This is a genomic window from Paenibacillus sp. P4_A7 (assembly GCF_056402455.1).
Window position 1 is genome coordinate 1 of record NZ_JBFUHJ010000079.1, and the last position, 19,351, is coordinate 19,351.

At 47.1% G+C, this 19,351-nt stretch carries 19 protein-coding genes; 18 read left to right on the top strand and 1 reads right to left on the bottom strand.

Features of this window, described 5'->3' with window-relative positions; genetic code table 11:
• The 13 genes from AC1DWN_RS13000 to spoVM all read left to right on the top strand — a co-directional run.
• Positions 1-365, top strand: a 365-nt coding sequence (locus AC1DWN_RS13000) for a YfiT family bacillithiol transferase (protein ID WP_477559322.1), incomplete at its 5' end; no start/stop codon positions are given.
• Positions 366-506: 141 nt separating this feature from the next.
• Complete coding sequence (coaBC, locus tag AC1DWN_RS13005; protein ID WP_477559323.1) at positions 507-1,721, top strand: bifunctional phosphopantothenoylcysteine decarboxylase/phosphopantothenate--cysteine ligase CoaBC; 1,215 nt, start codon at positions 507-509, stop codon at positions 1,719-1,721.
• Positions 1,718-4,210, top strand: a complete 2,493-nt coding sequence (gene priA, locus AC1DWN_RS13010) for a primosomal protein N' (protein ID WP_477559324.1) — start codon at positions 1,718-1,720, stop codon at positions 4,208-4,210. The genes coaBC and priA overlap by 4 nt, the downstream gene beginning before the upstream one ends.
• A 42-nt stretch (positions 4,211-4,252) precedes the next feature.
• On the top strand, positions 4,253-4,738 hold the full coding sequence (gene def, locus AC1DWN_RS13015; protein WP_477559325.1) for a peptide deformylase: 486 nt from the start codon (positions 4,253-4,255) through the stop codon (positions 4,736-4,738).
• Positions 4,739-4,742: 4 nt separating this feature from the next.
• Entirely contained in the window at positions 4,743-5,699 is a 957-nt protein-coding gene (fmt, locus tag AC1DWN_RS13020) for a methionyl-tRNA formyltransferase (RefSeq protein ID WP_477559336.1), read from the top strand.
• Positions 5,696-7,186, top strand: a complete 1,491-nt coding sequence (gene rsmB / locus AC1DWN_RS13025; protein WP_477559326.1) for a 16S rRNA (cytosine(967)-C(5))-methyltransferase RsmB — start codon at positions 5,696-5,698, stop codon at positions 7,184-7,186. The genes fmt and rsmB overlap by 4 nt, the downstream gene beginning before the upstream one ends.
• Positions 7,187-7,286: 100 nt before the next feature.
• Entirely contained in the window at positions 7,287-8,333 is a 1,047-nt protein-coding gene (rlmN, locus tag AC1DWN_RS13030; RefSeq protein ID WP_477559327.1) for a dual-specificity RNA methyltransferase RlmN, read from the top strand.
• 6 nt (positions 8,334-8,339) lie between these two features.
• Positions 8,340-9,101, top strand: a complete 762-nt coding sequence (locus tag AC1DWN_RS13035; protein WP_477559328.1) for a Stp1/IreP family PP2C-type Ser/Thr phosphatase — start codon at positions 8,340-8,342, stop codon at positions 9,099-9,101.
• A 5-nt stretch (positions 9,102-9,106) separates the two neighbouring features.
• Entirely contained in the window at positions 9,107-11,221 is a 2,115-nt protein-coding gene (gene pknB / locus AC1DWN_RS13040) for a Stk1 family PASTA domain-containing Ser/Thr kinase (protein WP_477559329.1), read from the top strand.
• Entirely contained in the window at positions 11,163-12,134 is a 972-nt protein-coding gene (gene rsgA / locus AC1DWN_RS13045; protein WP_477559330.1) for a ribosome small subunit-dependent GTPase A, read from the top strand. The genes pknB and rsgA overlap by 59 nt, the downstream gene beginning before the upstream one ends.
• 5 nt (positions 12,135-12,139) lie before the next feature.
• Positions 12,140-12,784 carry a ribulose-phosphate 3-epimerase gene (gene rpe, locus AC1DWN_RS13050; protein WP_477559331.1) on the top strand — a complete coding sequence of 215 codons (645 nt, stop codon included), beginning with the start codon at positions 12,140-12,142 and terminating at the stop codon, positions 12,782-12,784.
• Between the two features lie 11 nt (positions 12,785-12,795).
• Positions 12,796-13,071 carry a hypothetical protein gene (locus AC1DWN_RS13055; RefSeq protein ID WP_477559332.1) on the top strand — a complete coding sequence of 92 codons (276 nt, stop codon included), beginning with the start codon at positions 12,796-12,798 and terminating at the stop codon, positions 13,069-13,071.
• A 119-nt stretch (positions 13,072-13,190) separates the two neighbouring features.
• Complete coding sequence (gene spoVM / locus AC1DWN_RS13060; protein WP_014282289.1) at positions 13,191-13,271, top strand: stage V sporulation protein SpoVM; 81 nt, start codon at positions 13,191-13,193, stop codon at positions 13,269-13,271.
• A 105-nt stretch (positions 13,272-13,376) separates the two neighbouring features.
• Here spoVM and rpmB read toward each other — a convergent pair whose 3' ends face one another.
• Positions 13,377-13,565 carry a 50S ribosomal protein L28 gene (gene rpmB, locus AC1DWN_RS13065; protein ID WP_475812755.1) on the bottom strand — a complete coding sequence of 63 codons (189 nt, stop codon included), beginning with the start codon at positions 13,563-13,565 and terminating at the stop codon, positions 13,377-13,379.
• A gap of 326 nt (positions 13,566-13,891) precedes the next feature.
• On the opposite strand from rpmB, the gene AC1DWN_RS13070 reads away from it, so the two are divergent.
• The 5 genes from AC1DWN_RS13070 to AC1DWN_RS13090 all read left to right on the top strand — a co-directional run.
• On the top strand, positions 13,892-14,251 hold the full coding sequence (locus tag AC1DWN_RS13070) for an Asp23/Gls24 family envelope stress response protein (protein ID WP_477559333.1): 360 nt from the start codon (positions 13,892-13,894) through the stop codon (positions 14,249-14,251).
• A 57-nt stretch (positions 14,252-14,308) separates the two neighbouring features.
• A complete protein-coding gene (locus tag AC1DWN_RS13075) occupies positions 14,309-16,042 on the top strand; it encodes a DAK2 domain-containing protein (RefSeq protein WP_477559337.1) in 1,734 nt (577 codons plus the stop codon).
• A gap of 34 nt (positions 16,043-16,076) precedes the next feature.
• Positions 16,077-16,931: a DegV family protein gene (locus AC1DWN_RS13080; RefSeq protein WP_477559334.1), complete on the top strand. Its 855-nt coding sequence runs from the start codon at positions 16,077-16,079 to the stop codon at positions 16,929-16,931.
• A gap of 11 nt (positions 16,932-16,942) precedes the next feature.
• Positions 16,943-18,994: an ATP-dependent DNA helicase RecG gene (recG, locus tag AC1DWN_RS13085; RefSeq protein ID WP_477559338.1), complete on the top strand. Its 2,052-nt coding sequence runs from the start codon at positions 16,943-16,945 to the stop codon at positions 18,992-18,994.
• 70 nt (positions 18,995-19,064) lie between these two features.
• The coding region (locus AC1DWN_RS13090) for a stage VI sporulation protein F (RefSeq protein WP_477559335.1) at positions 19,065-19,351 on the top strand (287 nt) is incomplete at its 3' end.

A 19,351-nucleotide genomic window follows, 5' to 3' on the forward strand; every position in this document is an offset into this window, starting at 1 on the left:
GTGGATGGACTGTGCGGCAGGTCGTGCATCACATCGCAGATGCTGCGATGAACAGCTTCTCGCGCTTTAAGCTTGCGCTGACAGAGCCGAATCCAACGATTAAGCCTTTTGATGAAGAGCTTTGGGCGAATACGGCAGACAGCTTGCACGCCTCGCCAGATTTAAGCGTGGCAATGGTGGAAGGCATTTATTCACGTTGGGTGATGCTGCTGCGTGCCATGTCACAGTCTGATTTTGACAAGATGTTTTATCATCCCGGGAAGGGAAGTCAAATCAAATTGTCTTATTTTTTGGGCTATGTTTCGTGGCATGGTAAACATCATGTAGCTCAAATCAGGCACTTAAGAGACCGAATGGATTGGTGAAGAAGGTCCCATACGTAAGAAGGCGAAGTACGAATCAGAATGATTATGATTATGGATTACAAATACAAATAAATAAATAATTTAACAAACCGAAGATGACATCATTTCGGGAGAAGCAGTTTTTGGACGGGGAGATACATCATGATACAAGGGAAAACGATTGTTCTTGGAATTACAGGCGGAATCGCAGCCTACAAGGGAGCGGCGTTATGCAGCAAGCTGGTGCAGGCGGGTGCGAATGTTCATGTCATTATGACGGATTCGGCCACGAAATTTATTACTCCGCTAACCTTACAGATTTTGTCGCGTAACCCGGTCCATATTGATACATTCGATGAGCGAGATCCAGCGGTCGTTTCTCATATTCATTTGGCAGACAGTGCAGATTTAATCGTTATTGCACCTGCTACCGCAAATGTGTTAGCAAAGCTTGCCGGTGGTCATKCGGACGATATGCTTAGTACGACGATGCTTGCAGCGACTAGTCCGGTACTAATTGCTCCAGCGATGAATGTGCATATGTATGAGCATCCGGCTGTTGTGCATAATTTGGAGCTGCTAGCAGCGCGCGGTGTAATGTTTGTAGAACCGGGAACGGGACAACTGGCCTGTGGATACGTTGCCAAGGGGCGACTTGCAGAGCCTGAGGAAATTATGATTGCGATCGAATCATGGTTTGCTCGAAGCGCGAAATTGAAGGGGAAGCAGGTATTAGTAACAGCTGGGGGGACGATGGAACGTCTCGACCCTGTCCGTTATTTGACGAATGATTCCTCTGGCAAAATGGGCTTCGCTATTGCGGAAGCTGCAATGCTGATGGGTGCTGATGTCATGGTTGTTGCGGGACGTACGTTTGTATCGCCGCCTGCTGGTATTCGTATCATCCGGGTCGAATCTGCTCAGCAAATGCTTGAAGCGGTCACGAGCAGATTCGAGGAATCGGACATTGTCGTGAAATCCGCTGCCGTGGCCGATTATCGAGCGGTGGACATCAGCGATCAGAAGCTCAAAAAGAGTGGAGAGCGGCTCGTTTTGGAGCTAGAGCGAACGACGGATATTTTGGAGACGCTAGGTGAACGGAAGCAGCATCAATTTCTCGTTGGCTTTGCTGCCGAAACGGAGAAAGTGGCATTTTATGCGATGGATAAGCTGCGCAGAAAGCGATGCGATCTTATTATCGCAAACGATGTAAGCGCGGAGGGCGCTGGTTTTAACGGCGATACGAACATCGTTCAGATTTTTGGGGCAGAGGGTCTTGTAGAGTCGTTGCCTTTATTGTCTAAGCGTGAGGTGGCAAATCGTATTATGAATGTGATTGCAGAGCGTCTTGCTTCCTCCGGAGGAGACAAAGCATGATCGCAAAAGTAATTGTCGACGTGCCGAGCCGCCAAACAGATCGGCCGTTTGATTATGAGGTACCTRCAGCAATGGAGGATTGGATAGAGGTAGGAAGCCGAGTAGGCGTTCCTTTTGGCGGTCGTGTGCTTCAAGGCATCGTCACTCAACTTGCTGAAACCGCGGATATTGATCCGAAAAGATTAAAGCCTGTGTCGGAACTTCTAGACTCCGTACCGCCGTTTTTGCCGRATATGATTGAATTGGCAAAGTGGATGAGTGAGAAGTATTGCTGTTCATGGACAACAGCGCTTCAGGCGATGATACCTGCAGCATTGAAGGGAAAAGCTGAGCGTCTAATCAGCATTCTAGACGAAGAAGCAGCAGAAGAGGATCTTTCAGCAGAAATGTTGGAATGGTTGCGTTCAAAAGGTGAATTGGTAAAGCTTGAAACGCTGCTTCAGCGTTTTCCTGAGAGTGCAAAGGCGGTGAAGGCAGCACTTCGCGAAGGTGTCCTTGTGGAACAAACCTCAATACGTGATCGGCTGGCTATTCGCAAGGTACTCACTGTATTTTTGCCTAATGACATAGCTGCGACTCGCATCGCAATGGAGGCTCTGCCTTCACGAGCTGCTAAGCAGCGTGACGTACTAGCTTATATGCTAGAGCATGGCGGGCCGCTGCAGCTGCAGGCATTGCTTGCAGGGGCTGGCGGGTCGGCCGCGAGTGTACGTTCGCTCGCTGAGAAAGGTCTGCTAATCCTGCGAGAAGTGGAGCAGCAGCGGGATCCTTATGCGGGACGTGAGTTCGAGCGGACGAAGCCATTGCCGCTAATGGAAGGCCAGCAGATCGTGTACGAACGAATAGTAAGGGCGGTTGACGCAGGTGAGCCGGAAACGATGCTGCTGCACGGCGTGACAGGCAGCGGCAAAACCGAGGTTTATTTGCAGTCGATTCAATTTTGCTTGGAGCAAGATAAGCAGGCTATAGTGCTTGTGCCTGAAATTTCATTAACCCCACAAATGGTTGAGCGTTTTAAAGGAAGATTCGGAGATGCGGTTGCCGTGTTGCACAGCAGGCTTTCGAATGGAGAGCGCTATGACGAATGGCGTAAAATTCGCAGCCGTCAGGTACAGGTGGCAATTGGAGCACGTTCGGCTATTTTTGCACCATTCGAGCGTATTGGTCTTGTTATTATTGATGAAGAGCATGAATCATCCTATAAGCAGGAAGAGAGCCCGAAATACCATGCGCGTGATGTTGCGGTGAGAAGAGCGAAGCAGCACGGAGCGGCTGTCGTTTTGGGTTCGGCAACACCGTCGCTGGAGTCATATGCGGCAGCCAGCCGTCCATTATCCGCTCGTGATCAAGGGCGTGAATCTGCACTCTTACCAATGCCTGAGAGGGTAGGAGGCAGACCGCTTCCACCAGTAACCGTTATAGATATGAGAGAAGAGCTGAAAGAGGGCAATCGCTCGATGTTTAGCCGCTTGCTTCATCAATCGCTTGCTGAGAGGTTGGAGCGGGGCGAGCAGTCGGTTCTACTCCTCAATCGGCGCGGTTATTCCACTTTTGTCATGTGCCGTTCCTGTGGTTATACGGCAGCTTGTCCACATTGTGATATTTCGCTCACCTATCATCAGAAAACAAGGGCACTGCGCTGCCACTACTGTGGACATGCTGAACAGGCGCCAACGGCGTGTCCATCTTGTGAGAGCGAGCATATCCGTTACTTTGGAACGGGAACTCAACGTGTCGAAGAGGAATTGGCCAAGCTGTTTCCAGGCATTCGCGTCATTCGAATGGATGTAGATACAACAACAGAGAAAAATTCACATGAGAAGCTGCTCAAACAGTTCGGGGATCGTAAAGCAGATGTGCTGCTGGGTACCCAAATGGTAGCGAAAGGGCTCGATTTTCCATATGTTACATTAGTAGGCGTTATCGCTGCTGATACGTCACTTAATTTACCGGATTTTCGTGCGGCTGAACGAACCTTTCAACTCCTTACACAGGTAGCTGGACGTGCGGGGCGACACCATTTGCCAGGAGAGGTTGTCGTGCAAACCTATGCTCCAGAGCATTATGCGGTGATGACAGCTCAGCAGCATGATTATGCAGCTTTTGTCTATGAAGAGCTTAGGCATCGCAGTGTAATGGGTTATCCGCCTTATTGCAGACTTATTCTTATAACGATGTCTCATGAGCAGCTTCCTCTGCTTTCCTCCGTTAGTGAAAGCTTTGCGAAAGAGTTGCGAGAGCTGGCAGAATCGGAAGGTGTACTTGTACCCCTCAGCAGTGGTTTAAGCAGGGCTTTAGAGGTGCTCGGACCAGTTGCATCCCCTATTTCTAGAATGAAAGATCGCTACCGTTTTCAATGTGTGATAAAATATCGTGGGAACATCGATGCGTCATCGTTTGTTCGAGTGGCACTTCGGCCGTTCACGGACGGTCCGCCGCAGCGGCAGGTACAGTTCAGTATTGACGTAGATCCGCAAGTTATATTATAAATAGCTATTACTATTTTAATGATTGTAAAGGAAGGGAATACAATGAGTATCCGTATAATAGTGAAAGATCCAGATCCCGTTTTAAGGGAAGAAGCGAAAGAAGTAACGAAGTTTAACTCCAATTTGCAAAAGCTGCTGAAGGATATGGCAGATACGATGTATGATGCGGAGGGCGTTGGTCTTGCTGCGCCACAGATCGGTATATCCAAGCGTGTAATCGTCGTTGACGTAGGGGACGAAAATGGCTTAGTCGAAATGGTGAACCCAGAGATCATCGAGCAGGATGGCGAGCAGCTTGGTCCAGAGGGTTGTCTTAGTATTCCGAATTTGAATGGAGATGTGCTCCGTTCTGAACGGATTGTTGTTAAGGGCCAGAACAGCAGTGGTCTTCCGTTTAAAATTGAAGCAACAGGCTATTTTGCTCGTGCATTCCAGCATGAGATTGATCATTTGAATGGTATTTTATTTACGGATTTAGCTGAAAGCGTGTATGACATTTCGGAAAGACCGAGAAAAGGCGGCGAATAGCTTCATGCGTATTGTGTTTATGGGAACGCCGGAATTTGCCGTTCCCTCTTTAAAGTTGCTGCTTGAGCAGAACTATGATGTTGTCGCTGTTGTAACACAACCGGATCGGCCTAAGGGTCGCAAAAAAACGTTGACGCCGCCGCCTGTAAAGGAAGCGGCGTTGTCGTTCGGACTGCCTGTCCTGCAACCTGAACGTATGCGCAGTGCGGAGGCAGTTGCCACGTTGGCGGAGTTGAAGCCAGATTTAATCGTTACCGCGGCTTATGGTCAAATATTGCCAAAGGACGTGCTTGAGCTCCCGATGCTTGGTTGCATTAATGTGCATGGCTCTTTGCTTCCCAAATATCGCGGAGGTGCTCCGATTCAGCGTTCCATTATTAACGGTGAGCATTCGACGGGCGTTACCATTATGTATATGGCAGAAGGATTGGATACTGGCGATATGATCAGCGTTATTGAACTTCCGATAACCGACGAGGATACGTCGGGATCGATGTTCGAGAAGCTAAGCCTTGCTGGAGCTGAGCTTCTAGGAGCAACGCTTCCATCGATTATTGCGGGTGAAGTTAAATCCATTCCTCAACAGGATGATCAGGCTACTTACGCGCCTAATTTGAATCGAGAAGATGAACGAGTCGATTGGAGCAAGTCTGCGCGCGCTATATTTAATCAAGTACGAGGACTATCCCCGATGGCTGGCGCGTTCACCTATCTGAACGGTGAGGTATTTAAAATATGGGCTTGTGCCGTTCCATCTGAGGATGACAAAGGCAAAGCGAATGTTGTTCCAGGAACGGTTGTCGCGGCTGACAACAGTGGCATTATAGTTCAGACAGGCGCTGGATTACTTATTTTGAAAAACATTCAGCCTGCCGGCAAACGTACGATGACGGCAGCAGAATGGCTGATGGGTGCTCGGTTAGAAAAGGGTACTGTATTTGGCGATGGGGGTGCGTTATGACGGAAAGCAGTGTAAATAAGCCAAGTCGTAACGGGAATAAGTCAAGACCAAGACCGAAGCAGCAAAATCGTTCGTCAAACGGCGGAGGTCAAGCACAGCAGCAACAGACGCCTCGTAAGGTGAAATCACCGAGAGAGCTTGCTATGGATACATTGGTCAAAGTTGCGCAAACAGGTGCTTATAGCAACTTGCAGCTTAACCGCACTTTACAGGAAGCACAGCTGCAGCGCGCAGATGCCGGTCTTGTGACCGAAATCGTGTATGGTACGATTCAGCGTCAAGCAACTTTAGATTATTATCTAAGTCGCTTTGTCTCTAAGGGTTTACATAAGCTTGAGCCCTGGGTACATCAACTGCTGAGAATGAGTGCGTATCAGCTGCTTTATTTGGATCGTATACCTGCGCATGCAGCGGTCAACGAAGCGGTTACAATCGCGAAGAAGCGCGGACATTCCGGTATTTCAGGTATGGTGAACGGCGTGCTGCGGAGTATTGACAGATCACGGGCCGAGCTGCAAGCGGCGCAAATAACGAATCCAAATCCAATTGTTGAAATCGCTCTGCGCCATTCTTATCCAGAGTGGCTGGTAAGCCGCTGGGTGGACACTTATGGCGTTCAGACTACAGAAGCTATATGTGCGGCTGGCAATGAACAGCCTCACACAAGTATTCGAGTGAATACTTTGATTAATAGTCGTGAGGCTGTAATCGAACAACTGCGGGAAGCAGGATATGAGGCGGAAGCATCTGTCCTAGCACCAGCAGGCATCGTCGTAACTCGTGGAGGTAATTTGGCAGATACAGAAGGCTTCCGTGAAGGCCAGTGGACGATGCAGGATGAGAGTTCAATGCTTGTTGCTGAGGTCGTTGCACCGCAGCCGGGTATGAAGGTGCTGGATTGCTGCGCTGCTCCCGGCGGMAAAAGCACTCATCTGGCGGAGTTGATGGGCGGCAAGGGCAAGCTTTGGGCGAATGATTTGCACGCTCATAAGCGCGATCTTGTCGTGATGCAGACAGAGAGACTAAAGCTTCGCAACGTAGAAGCGATTACTGAGGATGCACTGAAGCTCACTGAACGTTTCGCGCCGGAGTCGATGGATGCTGTACTGCTCGATGCACCATGCTCCGGGTTTGGAGTAATTCGACGGAAACCGGAAATTAAATGGACGAAAACTGCAGGAGACGTATCGGATATAGCCGCTGTGCAGCAGCGTTTGTTAAATGGCGTATGCGACTTAGTTCGTCCAGGCGGTATACTTGTTTACAGTACATGTACGATGGAACAAAGTGAAAATGAGCAGCAAGTATCACGGTTTTTGCAAGAGCATCCTGAGTTTGAGTTAGACAGCAATTGGCCGGAGGCCATTCTCGATCAATTGAAAAAAGTTGGCGCAATTGACGAGCATTTTAATGGACAAGCACAGCTGCTACCTCAGCATTTTGACAGTGATGGTTTCTACATTGCGCGTATGATTAAGCGCCCATAATGCAGCTTATGGCTCTGCATGGGCGTTTGTGGTAAAATAAATCGATGGCGGTGCGCGAATAGCGGAAGCTGCCCTACTATAAAGGTACAGGTGTGATGATATGAAATCGTGTATATATGACTATAAGCTAGATCAGCTTCAAGAATGGATGAAAGAAAACAGTGAGCCTGTGTTTCGCGCAGCACAACTCTTTGACTGGCTGTATGTGAAACGGGTAAAAAGCTTCGAGGATATGTCGAACTTACCAAAAACGTTGCGTGACAAGCTCGAAGAGCAATTCATGATTATTACGTTGAGTGAGATCACGAAGTTTGAATCGAAGGACGGCACAGTGAAGTTTTTATTCGGGCTGCATGATGACCATGCGATCGAGACTGTTATTATGCGTCACAATTATGGCAACAGCGTTTGTGTAACTACACAGGTCGGCTGCCGAATCGGCTGTACGTTCTGTGCTTCGACACTTGGCGGCTTGAAGAGAAATCTTACTGCTGGCGAGATTGTTGCTCAAGTAGTTACTGCACAGCAAATGCTTGATGCAACCGGAGAGCGCGTTTCTAGTATCGTTATCATGGGCTCAGGAGAGCCTTTCGAGAATTACGATGCAACGATGGCATTCCTTCGGATCATGATTCATGAGAAGGGCTTGAATATTGGGCAGCGGCATATTACTGTTTCGACTAGCGGTATCGTGCCGAGCATGTATAAATTTGCAGATGAAAACACACAAATCGGTCTGGCGCTGTCAATCCATGCTCCAAATGACGCGCTTCGTTCGAAGTTGATGCCGGTTAATCGCCGCTTCCCATTTGAGGATGTAATGGCAGCTTGTCATCATTACATTGCTAAGACAGGCCGTAGAATTACGTTTGAATATGCTTTGATTGGCGGCGTTAATGATCGTCCTGAGCATGCGCAAGAACTGGCTGAAGTACTGCAGGGAATGCTGTGTCATGTCAATTTAATACCAGTTAACCATGTACCTGAGCGTAAATATGTTCGAACACCTCGTGAAGATATTTTTGAATTCCAGCGTGTGTTGGAGAACAATAACGTAAGTGTAACAATTCGCAGAGAGCAAGGACATGATATTGCGGCAGCCTGCGGTCAATTAAGAGCTAAACATATGGAGTCCACGACGAGGTGATGACGCTTGTTAACGGCAAACCGCAGTGATATAGGACGGGTTCGTCAAGTGAATGAAGATCAATCATGGGTTGGGCAATTGAATAACGGTATAATCCTTGCCATTGTAGCTGATGGTATGGGGGGGCATCAAGCAGGGGACGTTGCGAGCCAGCTTGCTGTGGATGCATTCCGCAGTATGCTGGAACATAGCGCAGCGAAAGCAGATTTATCGCTGCAAGAAGGCAAAATGCTTATTCGTCAAGCGATTTCGCAGGCGAATGAAGTTGTGTTTGAGATGGCATCTCGCAATGAGCGCTATCATAATATGGGCACAACTATCGTGGCAGCGCTGTTAAAGAAAGATAACGCCATTATTGGTCATGTTGGAGACAGTAGAGCCTACAAAATTACTGAAGGCGTTATTACTCAGTTGACTCATGATCATACGCTTGTTAATGAGTTGGTTAAATCTGGACAGCTTAGTGCAGAAGAGGCCATCCATCATCCGCGTCGCAACGTACTGACTCGCGCAGTGGGCACTGATTCCCATGTAGATATCGACATTCAGACTATAGAGTGGTCACCGCAGGATGTTTTACTGCTATGCAGCGATGGTTTGACGAACATGGTGAGTGAGGAGCAAATGCTGCAAACGGTCACTACAGAACAGCTAGAACTAGAGGCTAAGGCAGATCATCTCATTCAGCTTGCGTTGCATGCAGGTGGGGACGACAATATTACGGTCGTTCTGCTGCAAGAAGCAAATGGCACGCATCGAGAGGAGTGACAAAGATGATCGGACACGAATTAAGCGGACGATATGAAATAATGACTCGAATCGGCGGCGGTGGGATGGCGCTTGTATATAAAGCGCATGATGTTTTACTAAACCGCAATGTCGCAGTCAAAGTGCTGCGTCAGCAGTTTGTTCACGATGAAGAATTTATTCGACGTTTCCGCCGTGAGGCACAATCTGCTGCTTCACTCTCACATCCAAATGTCGTCAGCATTTATGATGTGGGACAGGAAGATGAAACACATTATATTGTAATGGAATATGTTGAAGGCAATAACTTAAATGAAATCATACAAGAACGTGCGCCGTTGCAAGCAGAAGAAGCGGTGCGTATTGCTATGCAAATAAGTGATGCACTCGAACACGCGCATCAAAATCATATTATTCATCGCGACATAAAGCCTCATAATATTCTTATTGGCAAAAATGGACGGGTAAAAGTGACTGATTTCGGAATTGCTCGCGCAGTTACATCCTCCACTATTACTCAAACTGGATCGGTTATCGGCTCTGTTCATTATTTTTCACCTGAGCATGCTAAGGGTGTCAACACAGGCGAAAAGTCGGATCTCTATTCGCTTGGAATCGTGCTTTATCAAATGCTTACGGCTAAACTTCCGTTTCTCGGAGAAAGCCCAATTAGTGTAGCGCTAAAGCATTTGCAAGAGCCGTTCGAGGAGCCAAGAATCGCTAATCCTCATATTCCGCAAAGCGTAGAGAACGTTATACTTAAAGCAATGCGGAAAAATCCTAGCGAACGATACAACTCAGCCCATGATATGCAAATTGACTTGGATACCTGCTTGCGTCCTGATCGGCTTAATGAACCGAAAATGACATTTGGCAGTGATAGTGATCTAGATGAGACACGAGTCATGCCTGCTATTCGCGGGGAGCTCATACCGGTAACACCGAGTGGGCGAGGAGGAGATCTAACGGATACCTCGAATATCGACGTGAAAAAGAAGGAAGAAGCCCCGAAGGCAAAGAGCTGGAAGAAGCCGCTTACGATCGTCGGCGTAACTCTACTTATCTTGAGTCTTATTATTGGAGGATTCTTCTGGTTGTTAGGTGAAATTGATGTAGCTGAAGTGGAGGTGCCATCCGTTGTCGGTGATACATTAGAGGTCGCTCGACAAAGGATTGCAGCTGCCGGATTAACGGTAGAGGAACCAGTTACTCGCGAGCATCAAAAGGATATTCCAAAGGATCAGGTGTATGAACAAACAAAACTGAATATGCGAGTCAAGGAAGGCTCTTCCATAAAACTAACAGTCAGCAATGGTCCAGAACTTGTGATGCTGGAAAATTACGTAGGAAAGTCGCTGCCATCGGTAATTGATGAGCTAGGTGCATTGGGTATTAAAGAGGAGCAAATCGAAATAGTCACTGTGTTTGACGAGCAGGAGAAGGATACGATTCTCAAGCAGACGCCTAATGCGGGCGAGGAGTTTGATCCGGAGACGGTACAATTTACGTTTACGGTCAGCCAAGGCCAAGAAACATTTCCTATGCCTGATTTAATTGGTAAAAGCCTTGATGTGGCCCAGGATTTGATTCGAGCGTTTGATCTTAAGCTGAATAAAAAAGATATTTTGTATGCACCAAGTTACTTGCATCCGGAAGGTCATATCATTAAACAAGACCCGTACGAACCGGACGAGCAAGTAGAAAAAGGAGCTCCAATATCAATCATCGTAAGCTCAGGACCGCCTGCCGATGCGAAGGAGCATGTGTTTAACATCATTATTAGTCCAGCGCAAGCAGGTAAGAAGAGTGAAGTTGTTATTAAGTATTCAGATGCGCGCGGTGAGGATATTGTGTGGGGCAAGCGTCAAATTGATAGGGAAACAACGATCCCGGTTACCGTAGTACTCTCACCAGATACTGAAGCAAGCGTAACGGTCACTCGGGATAAACAATATATCGACACGAAAACCATTACGTATGATGAGCTTATTAATGGTTCCAATTCATCAAACTTGACCATCCCAGGTGAAGGGGTACCGCCAACAGAACAACCCGTACAAGGGGAGGTTAACGAGACTACTGATGAACCAGACAAAGAGCAACAGCAAGAACAACAGCAACAAGAACAACAGCCGCAATAGTTTTTTGAGAGGAACGATCGTCAAAGCGCTCAGCGGTTACTATTATGTGCGTGAGATGGATTCTGCGCATGATTCTGTAACTGTTCAATGCCGAGCCCGCGGCGTATTTAAGAACAAAGGCTTATCTCCTCTTGTCGGAGATATTGTTCTTTACAGCTTAACGGAGAACGGTGAAGGAACGGTGGAGGAGCTGCTGCCTAGATCTTCTGAGMTGATACGTCCACCTGTAGCTAATATCGATTTAGCGATTCTTGTGTTCTCCGTCACGGAGCCTGCACTTAATTTGCAGCTCCTTGATAAGTTTCTTGTTCATATTGAGCATGCGGGTATTCCTGCGGTGCTCTGTCTTAGCAAGCAGGACTTAGAGAGCGATGGACTTGGGACGGAAGAAGCGCAAATTGCAGCTGCTTCTGTTAACCGTATCTACCAAGCTCTCGGCTATGAGGTATTCGGAACAAGTTCGCGACTTGGTGAAGGGATTGGACCTTTGCTGGAGCGGCTTAAAGGCCATTTAGCGGTATTTGCCGGACAATCGGGTGTGGGTAAGTCTTCGCTGTTAAATGCGATAGTACCCGGTCTGCAGCTTGAGACGAATGAGATTAGCAATAGACTGGGTCGAGGGAAGCATACGACTCGTCATGTCGAGCTTATCGACATTGGCGGCGGACTAGTAGCGGATACGCCAGGATTTAGCCAGCTAGATTTTACGGAGCTAGGTATCGAGGATTTGGGCTACTGTTTTGTGGAAATGCGAAAGCTATCGCCGGATTGTAAATTTCGCGGCTGTACACATACACAAGAGCCAGGCTGTGCCATACTTGATGCGCTTGCCAAAGGTGAGATCGAGCAAAGCCGGCATGATCATTACATGCTTTTTATGGCAGAGATGAAGGATAAAAAGAGGAGGTACTAACAACTATGACTATTATTGCACCTTCTATATTATCTGCTAATTTCGCACGACTGGGCGAAGAGATTAAAGAAATAGAAACGGCTGGAGCAGATTGGATTCATATTGATGTTATGGATGGTCATTTTGTTCCAAACCTAACATTCGGTCCTCCAGTAATTGCCGCGGTGCGTTCAGCAACTACATTACCCTTCGACGTTCATCTTATGATCGAACGCCCAGAGCTATCGATTGCTGACTACATTGCAGCGGGCGCAGACCGGATAACGATCCATGCAGAAGCATGCGTGCATCTGCATCGTACTGTACATTTCATTAAGGAAAAGGGGCTGCCTGTAGGGGTAGCCATTAATCCGGGAACATCTGTTGCTTTGCTGGAGCCTATATTACATGATTTAGATCTCGTGCTCATCATGACCGTTAATCCGGGATTTGGCGGACAATCCTTTATTCCTTATTCGTTAGTCAAGCTGCGCCAGATCAGCGCTATGCTCGAGGAACGCGGTTTGCATGCCGTACATATTCAGGTGGATGGCGGGGTCAATCAAGTAACAGCGCCGCTTGTACGCGAAGCAGGAGCCAATGTGCTTGTTGCAGGCAATGCGGTGTTCGGGGAAAAAGATCGTGCAGCTGCAATTGCAGGCCTACGGTAGGAGCTGAAAAGATGAATGAAAAATTAAAAACAACGTTTTGGGTAGTAGGCTATACTTTTCTGGCGGGCTTGATGCTCGCCCTTTTTACTCAAATTGAAGAAATGTACCGATACTTGTTTTCGTTACTAGCGTTGTATTTAGGTATACGTTTTTTTCGCAGATATGAGACACTGGGACTACGGATTACGTTTTTTGTATTAGGAGTTGTTTTCTTCTTATTAATAACCGTAGTTGTGGCTGCAATTATTTATATTAAGGATCTTCCACTGCCTGCTGCCGGTGCTTAACAGAGCTTCTTTGGGCGCTCACGATGGAATAGGACGAACTTGCGGCGCATAGGATGGTTACATGAGCGAAGTTCTTGTCACGGGTCGAATCGATGAGCGTGTCTGAGGAGGGATGAGGCATGAAATTTTACACAATCAAACTGCCTAGATTTTTGGGCGGGTTCGTAAAGGCTATTTTAAATACCTTCCAAAAAAGTTAGATCCGGTGCATGTCACCATCTTCATCCTAAAGCCGTGATCATGAGAAAGCAAAAAAAAGCACCTGAGAGCTCAGGTGCTTTTGTCTATGGCCGAAGCCATCATCATTATACGCGGGTAACTTTACCTGCTTTGAGTGCGCGAGTGCTGACATAAACACGTTTTGGTTTACCGTCAACCAAAATGCGAACCTTTTGCACGTTTACGCCCCAAGAACGACGTGTTTTGTTGTTAGCGTGAGAAACGTTGTTACCTGAACCAGGTGATTTACCTGTAAGAAAACATTTGCGGGACATGGATACACCTCCTTAAAGTTTCGCGAATGCAATACGAACATCGTAAGCATCTGCATTGTTTTGCGTATGCAAAACTAACTTTGTAAGCAATCGCTTAGGTTTGCGTAGGCAAAACATTGTTCGTAAGCGAAATTACATTTAAACACACTTGAATATCGTATCATAAACTACTGTACTGTTCAACCTAAATATACGGAACCCATAGTAAGCCGTTGTTGATAAATGGCATGCAAGCATCGAAAATTTGAAGGACTTCTATAACGGAGAGGTTTATAGTACAATGATAATTAGTCCATAATACATACAAGTAAGGGAGTGTATTTTCCATGCCTATGCAGCTTAACACAGAACTTGGTTCCATTCACGTTACAGACAATTGCATTGCAGTTATTGCAGGCTCTGCAGCCATGGATTGTTATGGACTTGTCGGAATGGCTTCACGTAAGCAGTTAAAGGACGGAATCGCGGAATTGCTGGGGCGAGATAATTTGACGCGCGGCGTAGAAGTTCGGCGGGAAAATGAGAAGTTGTATATTGACCTTTACATCATCGTGAGCTATGGAACAAAAATTTCCGAAGTAGCACATAACATTCAATCAAAGGTTAAGTATGTCCTCAATGACGTTATTGGTCTACAAGTGGAAGAAGTCCATATATTTGTTCAAGACGTAAGGGTATCCAATTAATGGAAAGGAGAATTGTCATTGAGTAAGCGCTCTTTAAACGGATCAGATTTTACGGCAATGGCGTTACTCGGTGCGGACCTTTTACAGCGTAACGCTGAATACGTTAATTCATTGAATGTATTCCCCGTGCCTGATGGAGACACAGGTACTAACATGAACTTAACGATGACATCTGGTGTACGCGAGCTGCGAAGCAAACCATCTGAAAATATGGGCAAAGCGGCTGAAGCATTATCAAAAGGACTTTTAATGGGTGCGCGAGGAAACTCTGGTGTTATATTGTCACAGCTATTCCGTGGCTTCTCCAGGTCGCTTGCAGGCGTTGAAGAGGCTGGGACAACCCAGCTAGCCGCAGCATTGCAGCATGGGGTTGATATGGCTTATAAAGCAGTTGTGAAACCGGTAGAAGGAACAATACTAACCGTAGCCAAAGAAGCTGCTAAGCACGCCGTTCAGTATGCTCGCAGAACGACAGATGTCGTAGAGTTGATGCGAGAGGTGCATAAGAAGTCCTATGAAGCGCTGCAGCGAACGCCTGACCTCTTGCCAATACTTAAGCAAGTAGGTGTTGTTGATTCTGGTGGACAAGGTTTAGTCTTCATTTATGAAGGCTTCGTACGCAGTCTCTCTGAAAATGACGTGGATGGCTTGCAAGGTCATTATGCAATGCCTTCTGAAGCAGCAGCTCCAGAAGAGGTCGCAGTACCGAGCTCAAGTCCGGTAATCCGAAAGCAGGAGCCTGTCTCGGCACAATCTCGCTTATCTACGCAAGAAATTGAATTTTTATACGATATGGAATTTTTTATCAATCGTAAATTAAATGGAAATACAGGACCGTTTTTCGATGAATCCGCTTACAAGAGGGCGTTAGGAAAAGACGGCGATTCTATACTTGTTATTGCAGAGGATGACATTATTAAGGTTCATGTACACTCACGTAAGCCGGGAGATGTTCTTAACTTTTCTCTTCCATATGGCGAGTTGACTGATATTCATATATTGAATATGCGGGAGCAGCATCGTGATTTGCTTGAACAAGAATCTATAGATGTGAGTTCAGTAGATTTCTATGCAGCTGAGCTGCTTGCTGGTCAAGCCTTACAGGGTTTACCTCCAGKACAAGTATTTGAATGGGCGCCTTATGGCATTATTGCTGTTGCATTAGGCGAAGGTATCGTTGATATTTTTCTTGAAAATGAAGTGGATACGGTATTGTCTGGCGGTCAGACGATGAATCCTAGCACAGAGGATTTTGTGAAGGCGATAGAGGCGTTATCTGCGGAGCATATATACATACTTCCGAATAATGGTAATATCATTTTGGCTGCTGAACAAGCGGCAGAGCTTAGCGAACGCAACGTTACCGTTATTCCAACGAGAAATATTCCGCAGGGTCTTGCGGCTGTACTCGCTTTTAAGGAAGAGGAAACGGCTGAACGCAATGCTGCTTGGATGAAGAGTGCGGCTGAGCAAGTACTATCAGGTCAAGTGACAATAGCTGTACGGGACACGACTATTGAAGGCGTGAGTATTCGTGAAGGCGACTATATAGGCATTAAAGAAAAGGCGATTGTCGTTTCGGATGCCAGTTTATTAAAAACATGTCAGACGCTTCTAAGCAGCATGATGGAAGCAGGCGGAGATTTGTTGACGTTACTTACCGGAGAAGATGCTGATGCGACAGAGACAGCGTCGTTACTCGAGTGGGTCGCAGAGCAATATCCAGAGCTTGAGCTTGAAGTACAAAATGGCGGACAACCGCTTTATCCTTATTTGTTTGCTATTGAATAATTTAGAATCGTTTTAAAGTAGGGAGGGATTGAATGTGGGGAAGGTCCGAATAGTTACAGATAGTACATCTGATATTCCACTAGAGGTCAGAGAACGTTTGAGTATCACCATGGTGCCGCTTAAAGTGCTGTTTGGGGAAGAGACTTTTCTGGATTTTGTAACGATTCAGTCTGAACAGTTTTATGAGAAGCTTGCAAGCTCTGCAATGCTTCCTACGACCTCACAGCCTTCGCCGGCAGAGTTCTCGGATGTATACGAACGATTACTGGCTGAGGATTCAGAATCGCCAATCCTATCGATTCATTTGTCAGCAGCGCTGAGCGGTACCTATCAATCGGCAGTTATAGCTGAGTCTATGCTTGAGCAAAAATCGGATATTACGATTATTGATTCCAAGTCGGCGTCGTATGGCATTGGTATGCGTGTCGTGAAGGCGGCTGAAATGGCGGCTGCGGGCGAATCAATGGAAAGCATACTTGCGGAGGTCGAACGCTTAGAACGTGGTACAGAGCTATATTTCCTAGTGGATACATTGGAATTTTTACAAAAAGGCGGTCGTATTGGCAAAGCATCTGCACTTATTGGTTCTATTTTAAATATAAAGCCGATTTTGTCGCTTGATTCTGATGGTGTCGTGCTTGCGGTTGATAAAGTACGCGGCTCAAAAAAAGCGATGGCGCGTATTGTTGATCTATTGAAGCAGGATTTTGGTGACGAGCCGGTTAACATTACGATGGCGTGGAGCTATCGCAAAGATTCAGCGGAAGAGCTTTATGAGCTAATAAAAACCAACTTCAATGTGCAATCAGTCGGCTGGACTACTCTCGGAGCTGTCATTGGTACGCATACTGGTCCAGGTACTTCCGCTGTGTTCATGAACAGGGTGTGAAGGATAATATGATGACACTGGACCAAATTTCCGTTCGGCAAATCAAAGGCGTGAGTGCTCCTAAGGAACAAGAGCTTCACGCCTTTGGTGTGCATACCATCGCTGATTTGCTTGATTATTTTCCATTTCGTTATGAGGATTACCGGATTCGTGAGCTTGCTGATGTCAAAGAAGGCGAGAAGATCACTGTGCTCGGAACTGTTCGTGGAGCTCCTGTGCTGCAGCGTTACGGCCGAACCAAGTCAAGACTGACCTGCAAAGTGGAAGTAGAGAGCTGGCTTGTAACTGCAGTATGGTTCAATAGACAGTTTTTGCAGGATCAGCTTGTTCCTGGCCGTGAAATTATGCTGACCGGGAAATGGGAGCAGCAGCGGCTGCAGCTTACTGTGTCGGATTCTGAGTTTCCAGGCTCTAGCAATGCGGCTAAGACGGGAACGCTGCAGCCCGTCTACTCGGTTGGCGGAAGCATAACGCAGCCGTGGATGCGAAAGATGGTGCGACAGGCGCTGACGCAATACGGTTCGATGATTGAAGAAGTGCTACCGCATTATCTCGTACAGCAGCATGATCTTATGGCTAGGCGTGATGCGGTACACCGGATCCATCTACCGGACGATACGCAAGAAGGATTATTAGCTCGAAAGCGGCTTGTATACGAAGAACTGTTTCTATTTCAATTAAAGCTTCAAGCCTATCGGGCGTTGAACCGCAAACGGAATGACGGGATTTCACACCGGATCGAAAGTGAAACGATTCGTCAGTTTGCTGCCACGCTTCCTTTTGAGCTCACGGATGCGCAGAAGAAGGTCGTTAATGAGATATTGACGGATATGCGCAGACCTTCCTGTATGAATCGCTTGCTGCAGGGAGATGTCGGTTCGGGGAAAACAGTTGTCGCTGCTATTGCATTGTACGGCGCAGTCAAGGCCGGGCATCAAGGAGCGCTTATGGTGCCAACTGAAATTTTATCGGATCAGCATATGCGGTCCTTGCAAAAAATGTTTGCAGGTATGGACATCGAGGTTGGCGTATTGACTGGAAGCTTGACGGAGCGTAAGCGCCGCGATGTTCTTGCCGGCTTGCAGATGGGACTCATTGATATTGTGGTCGGCACGCACGCACTCATTCAGGATGATGTTTATTTTCGCAGTTTGGGACTAGTTGTCGTTGATGAGCAGCATCGCTTCGGCGTTAATCAACGGAGTGTACTGCGTCATAAAGGAATGAATCCCGATGTGCTTACGATGACTGCGACACCTATTCCAAGAACGCTCGCCATTACAGCTTTCGGCGACATGGACGTATCGACGCTGCGGGAGCGGCCACATGGACGCAAGCCCATAAAGACCTATTGGGTAAAGCATGGAATGATGGAGCGTGTGCTCGGGTTTATTCGTAAGGAAGTAAGCCAAGGCCGTCAAGCCTATGTGATATGTCCTTTGATTGAAGAGTCGGAGAAGCTTGATGTTCAAAATGCGATTGATCTGTTTATACAAATGCAGCAAGCGTTTCCTGATCTACAGGTAGGTTTGCTGCACGGACGGCTGTCTGCCTCAGAGAAGGATAGTGTAATGAGCGCTTTTGGGGCAAACGAAACACATGTGCTCGTAGCTACTACAGTAGTTGAGGTCGGGGTTGATGTGCCGAATGCAACTTTGATGGTTATTATGGATGCTGAACGCTTCGGCTTGTCACAGCTTCATCAGCTTCGCGGCCGGGTAGGGAGAGGTGCGCATCAATCCCATTGTATACTAGTCGCTGATCCAAAATCGGAAACGGGTCGTGAGCGTATGAAGGTTATGACGGATACGGATGACGGCTTTGAAGTTTCGCGGCGAGATTTGGAGCTGCGAGGTCCAGGAGACTTTTTTGGCACGAAGCAGAGCGGGTTGCCGGAGTTCCGACTAGCGGATATGGTTAGCGACTATGAGTTGATGGAGGAAGCGCGTGATGATGCGGCTGATTTAACGGCGCGGGAAGATTTCTGGGTCGATGCAGCCTATGCAAGAGTGCGAAGCGTATTGCAGAAGGACCAAATTTTTCAAGGAGAACAGCTGGACTAGGCAACTATTTCTTTCCTGCGGCATATAGTTTAACGATAGGATTGGATTGCCGGATGGAGGTGCCTAGTCGGTGAGTTACCAAAAGTACGGCATTCGGCCGCAACTGGTCGAACGCATCAAACTTAAACTGAAAAACCCAGTTATGAAAGATCGGATTCGCGAGCTTCTTGGCGATGTTACGAAAAATGATTTGCAGGACCGCCTTAAAGTGCGGAAGCTTGTTAAATCGGCTACTGCTATTTTGCAGGAGAAGCTCACAGATACGCAAGAAGAGCAAATTGTCGCTTTTGTCTTAGGACAAAAAATTGATCCCAACAACACCTTTCACTTGTTGAAATTGTGGGGAATGTTTCGCTG

Excerpts from the sequence above, each read along its gene's own strand:
- def (WP_477559325.1), top strand. The coding sequence starts at position 4,253 with ATGAGTATCCGTATAATAGTGAAAGATCCAGATCCCGTTTTAAGGGAA.
- fmt (WP_477559336.1), top strand. The coding sequence starts at position 4,743 with ATGCGTATTGTGTTTATGGGAACGCCGGAATTTGCCGTTCCCTCTTTA.
- rlmN (WP_477559327.1), top strand. The coding sequence starts at position 7,287 with ATGAAATCGTGTATATATGACTATAAGCTAGATCAGCTTCAAGAATGG.
- pknB (WP_477559329.1), top strand. The coding sequence starts at position 9,107 with ATGATCGGACACGAATTAAGCGGACGATATGAAATAATGACTCGAATC.
- rpe (WP_477559331.1), top strand. The coding sequence starts at position 12,140 with ATGACTATTATTGCACCTTCTATATTATCTGCTAATTTCGCACGACTG.
- AC1DWN_RS13055 (WP_477559332.1), top strand. The coding sequence starts at position 12,796 with ATGAATGAAAAATTAAAAACAACGTTTTGGGTAGTAGGCTATACTTTT.
- spoVM (WP_014282289.1), top strand. The coding sequence starts at position 13,191 with ATGAAATTTTACACAATCAAACTGCCTAGATTTTTGGGCGGGTTCGTA.
- rpmB (WP_475812755.1), bottom strand. The coding sequence starts at position 13,565 with ATGTCCCGCAAATGTTTTCTTACAGGTAAATCACCTGGTTCAGGTAAC.
- AC1DWN_RS13070 (WP_477559333.1), top strand. The coding sequence starts at position 13,892 with ATGCCTATGCAGCTTAACACAGAACTTGGTTCCATTCACGTTACAGAC.
- recG (WP_477559338.1), top strand. The coding sequence starts at position 16,943 with ATGACACTGGACCAAATTTCCGTTCGGCAAATCAAAGGCGTGAGTGCT.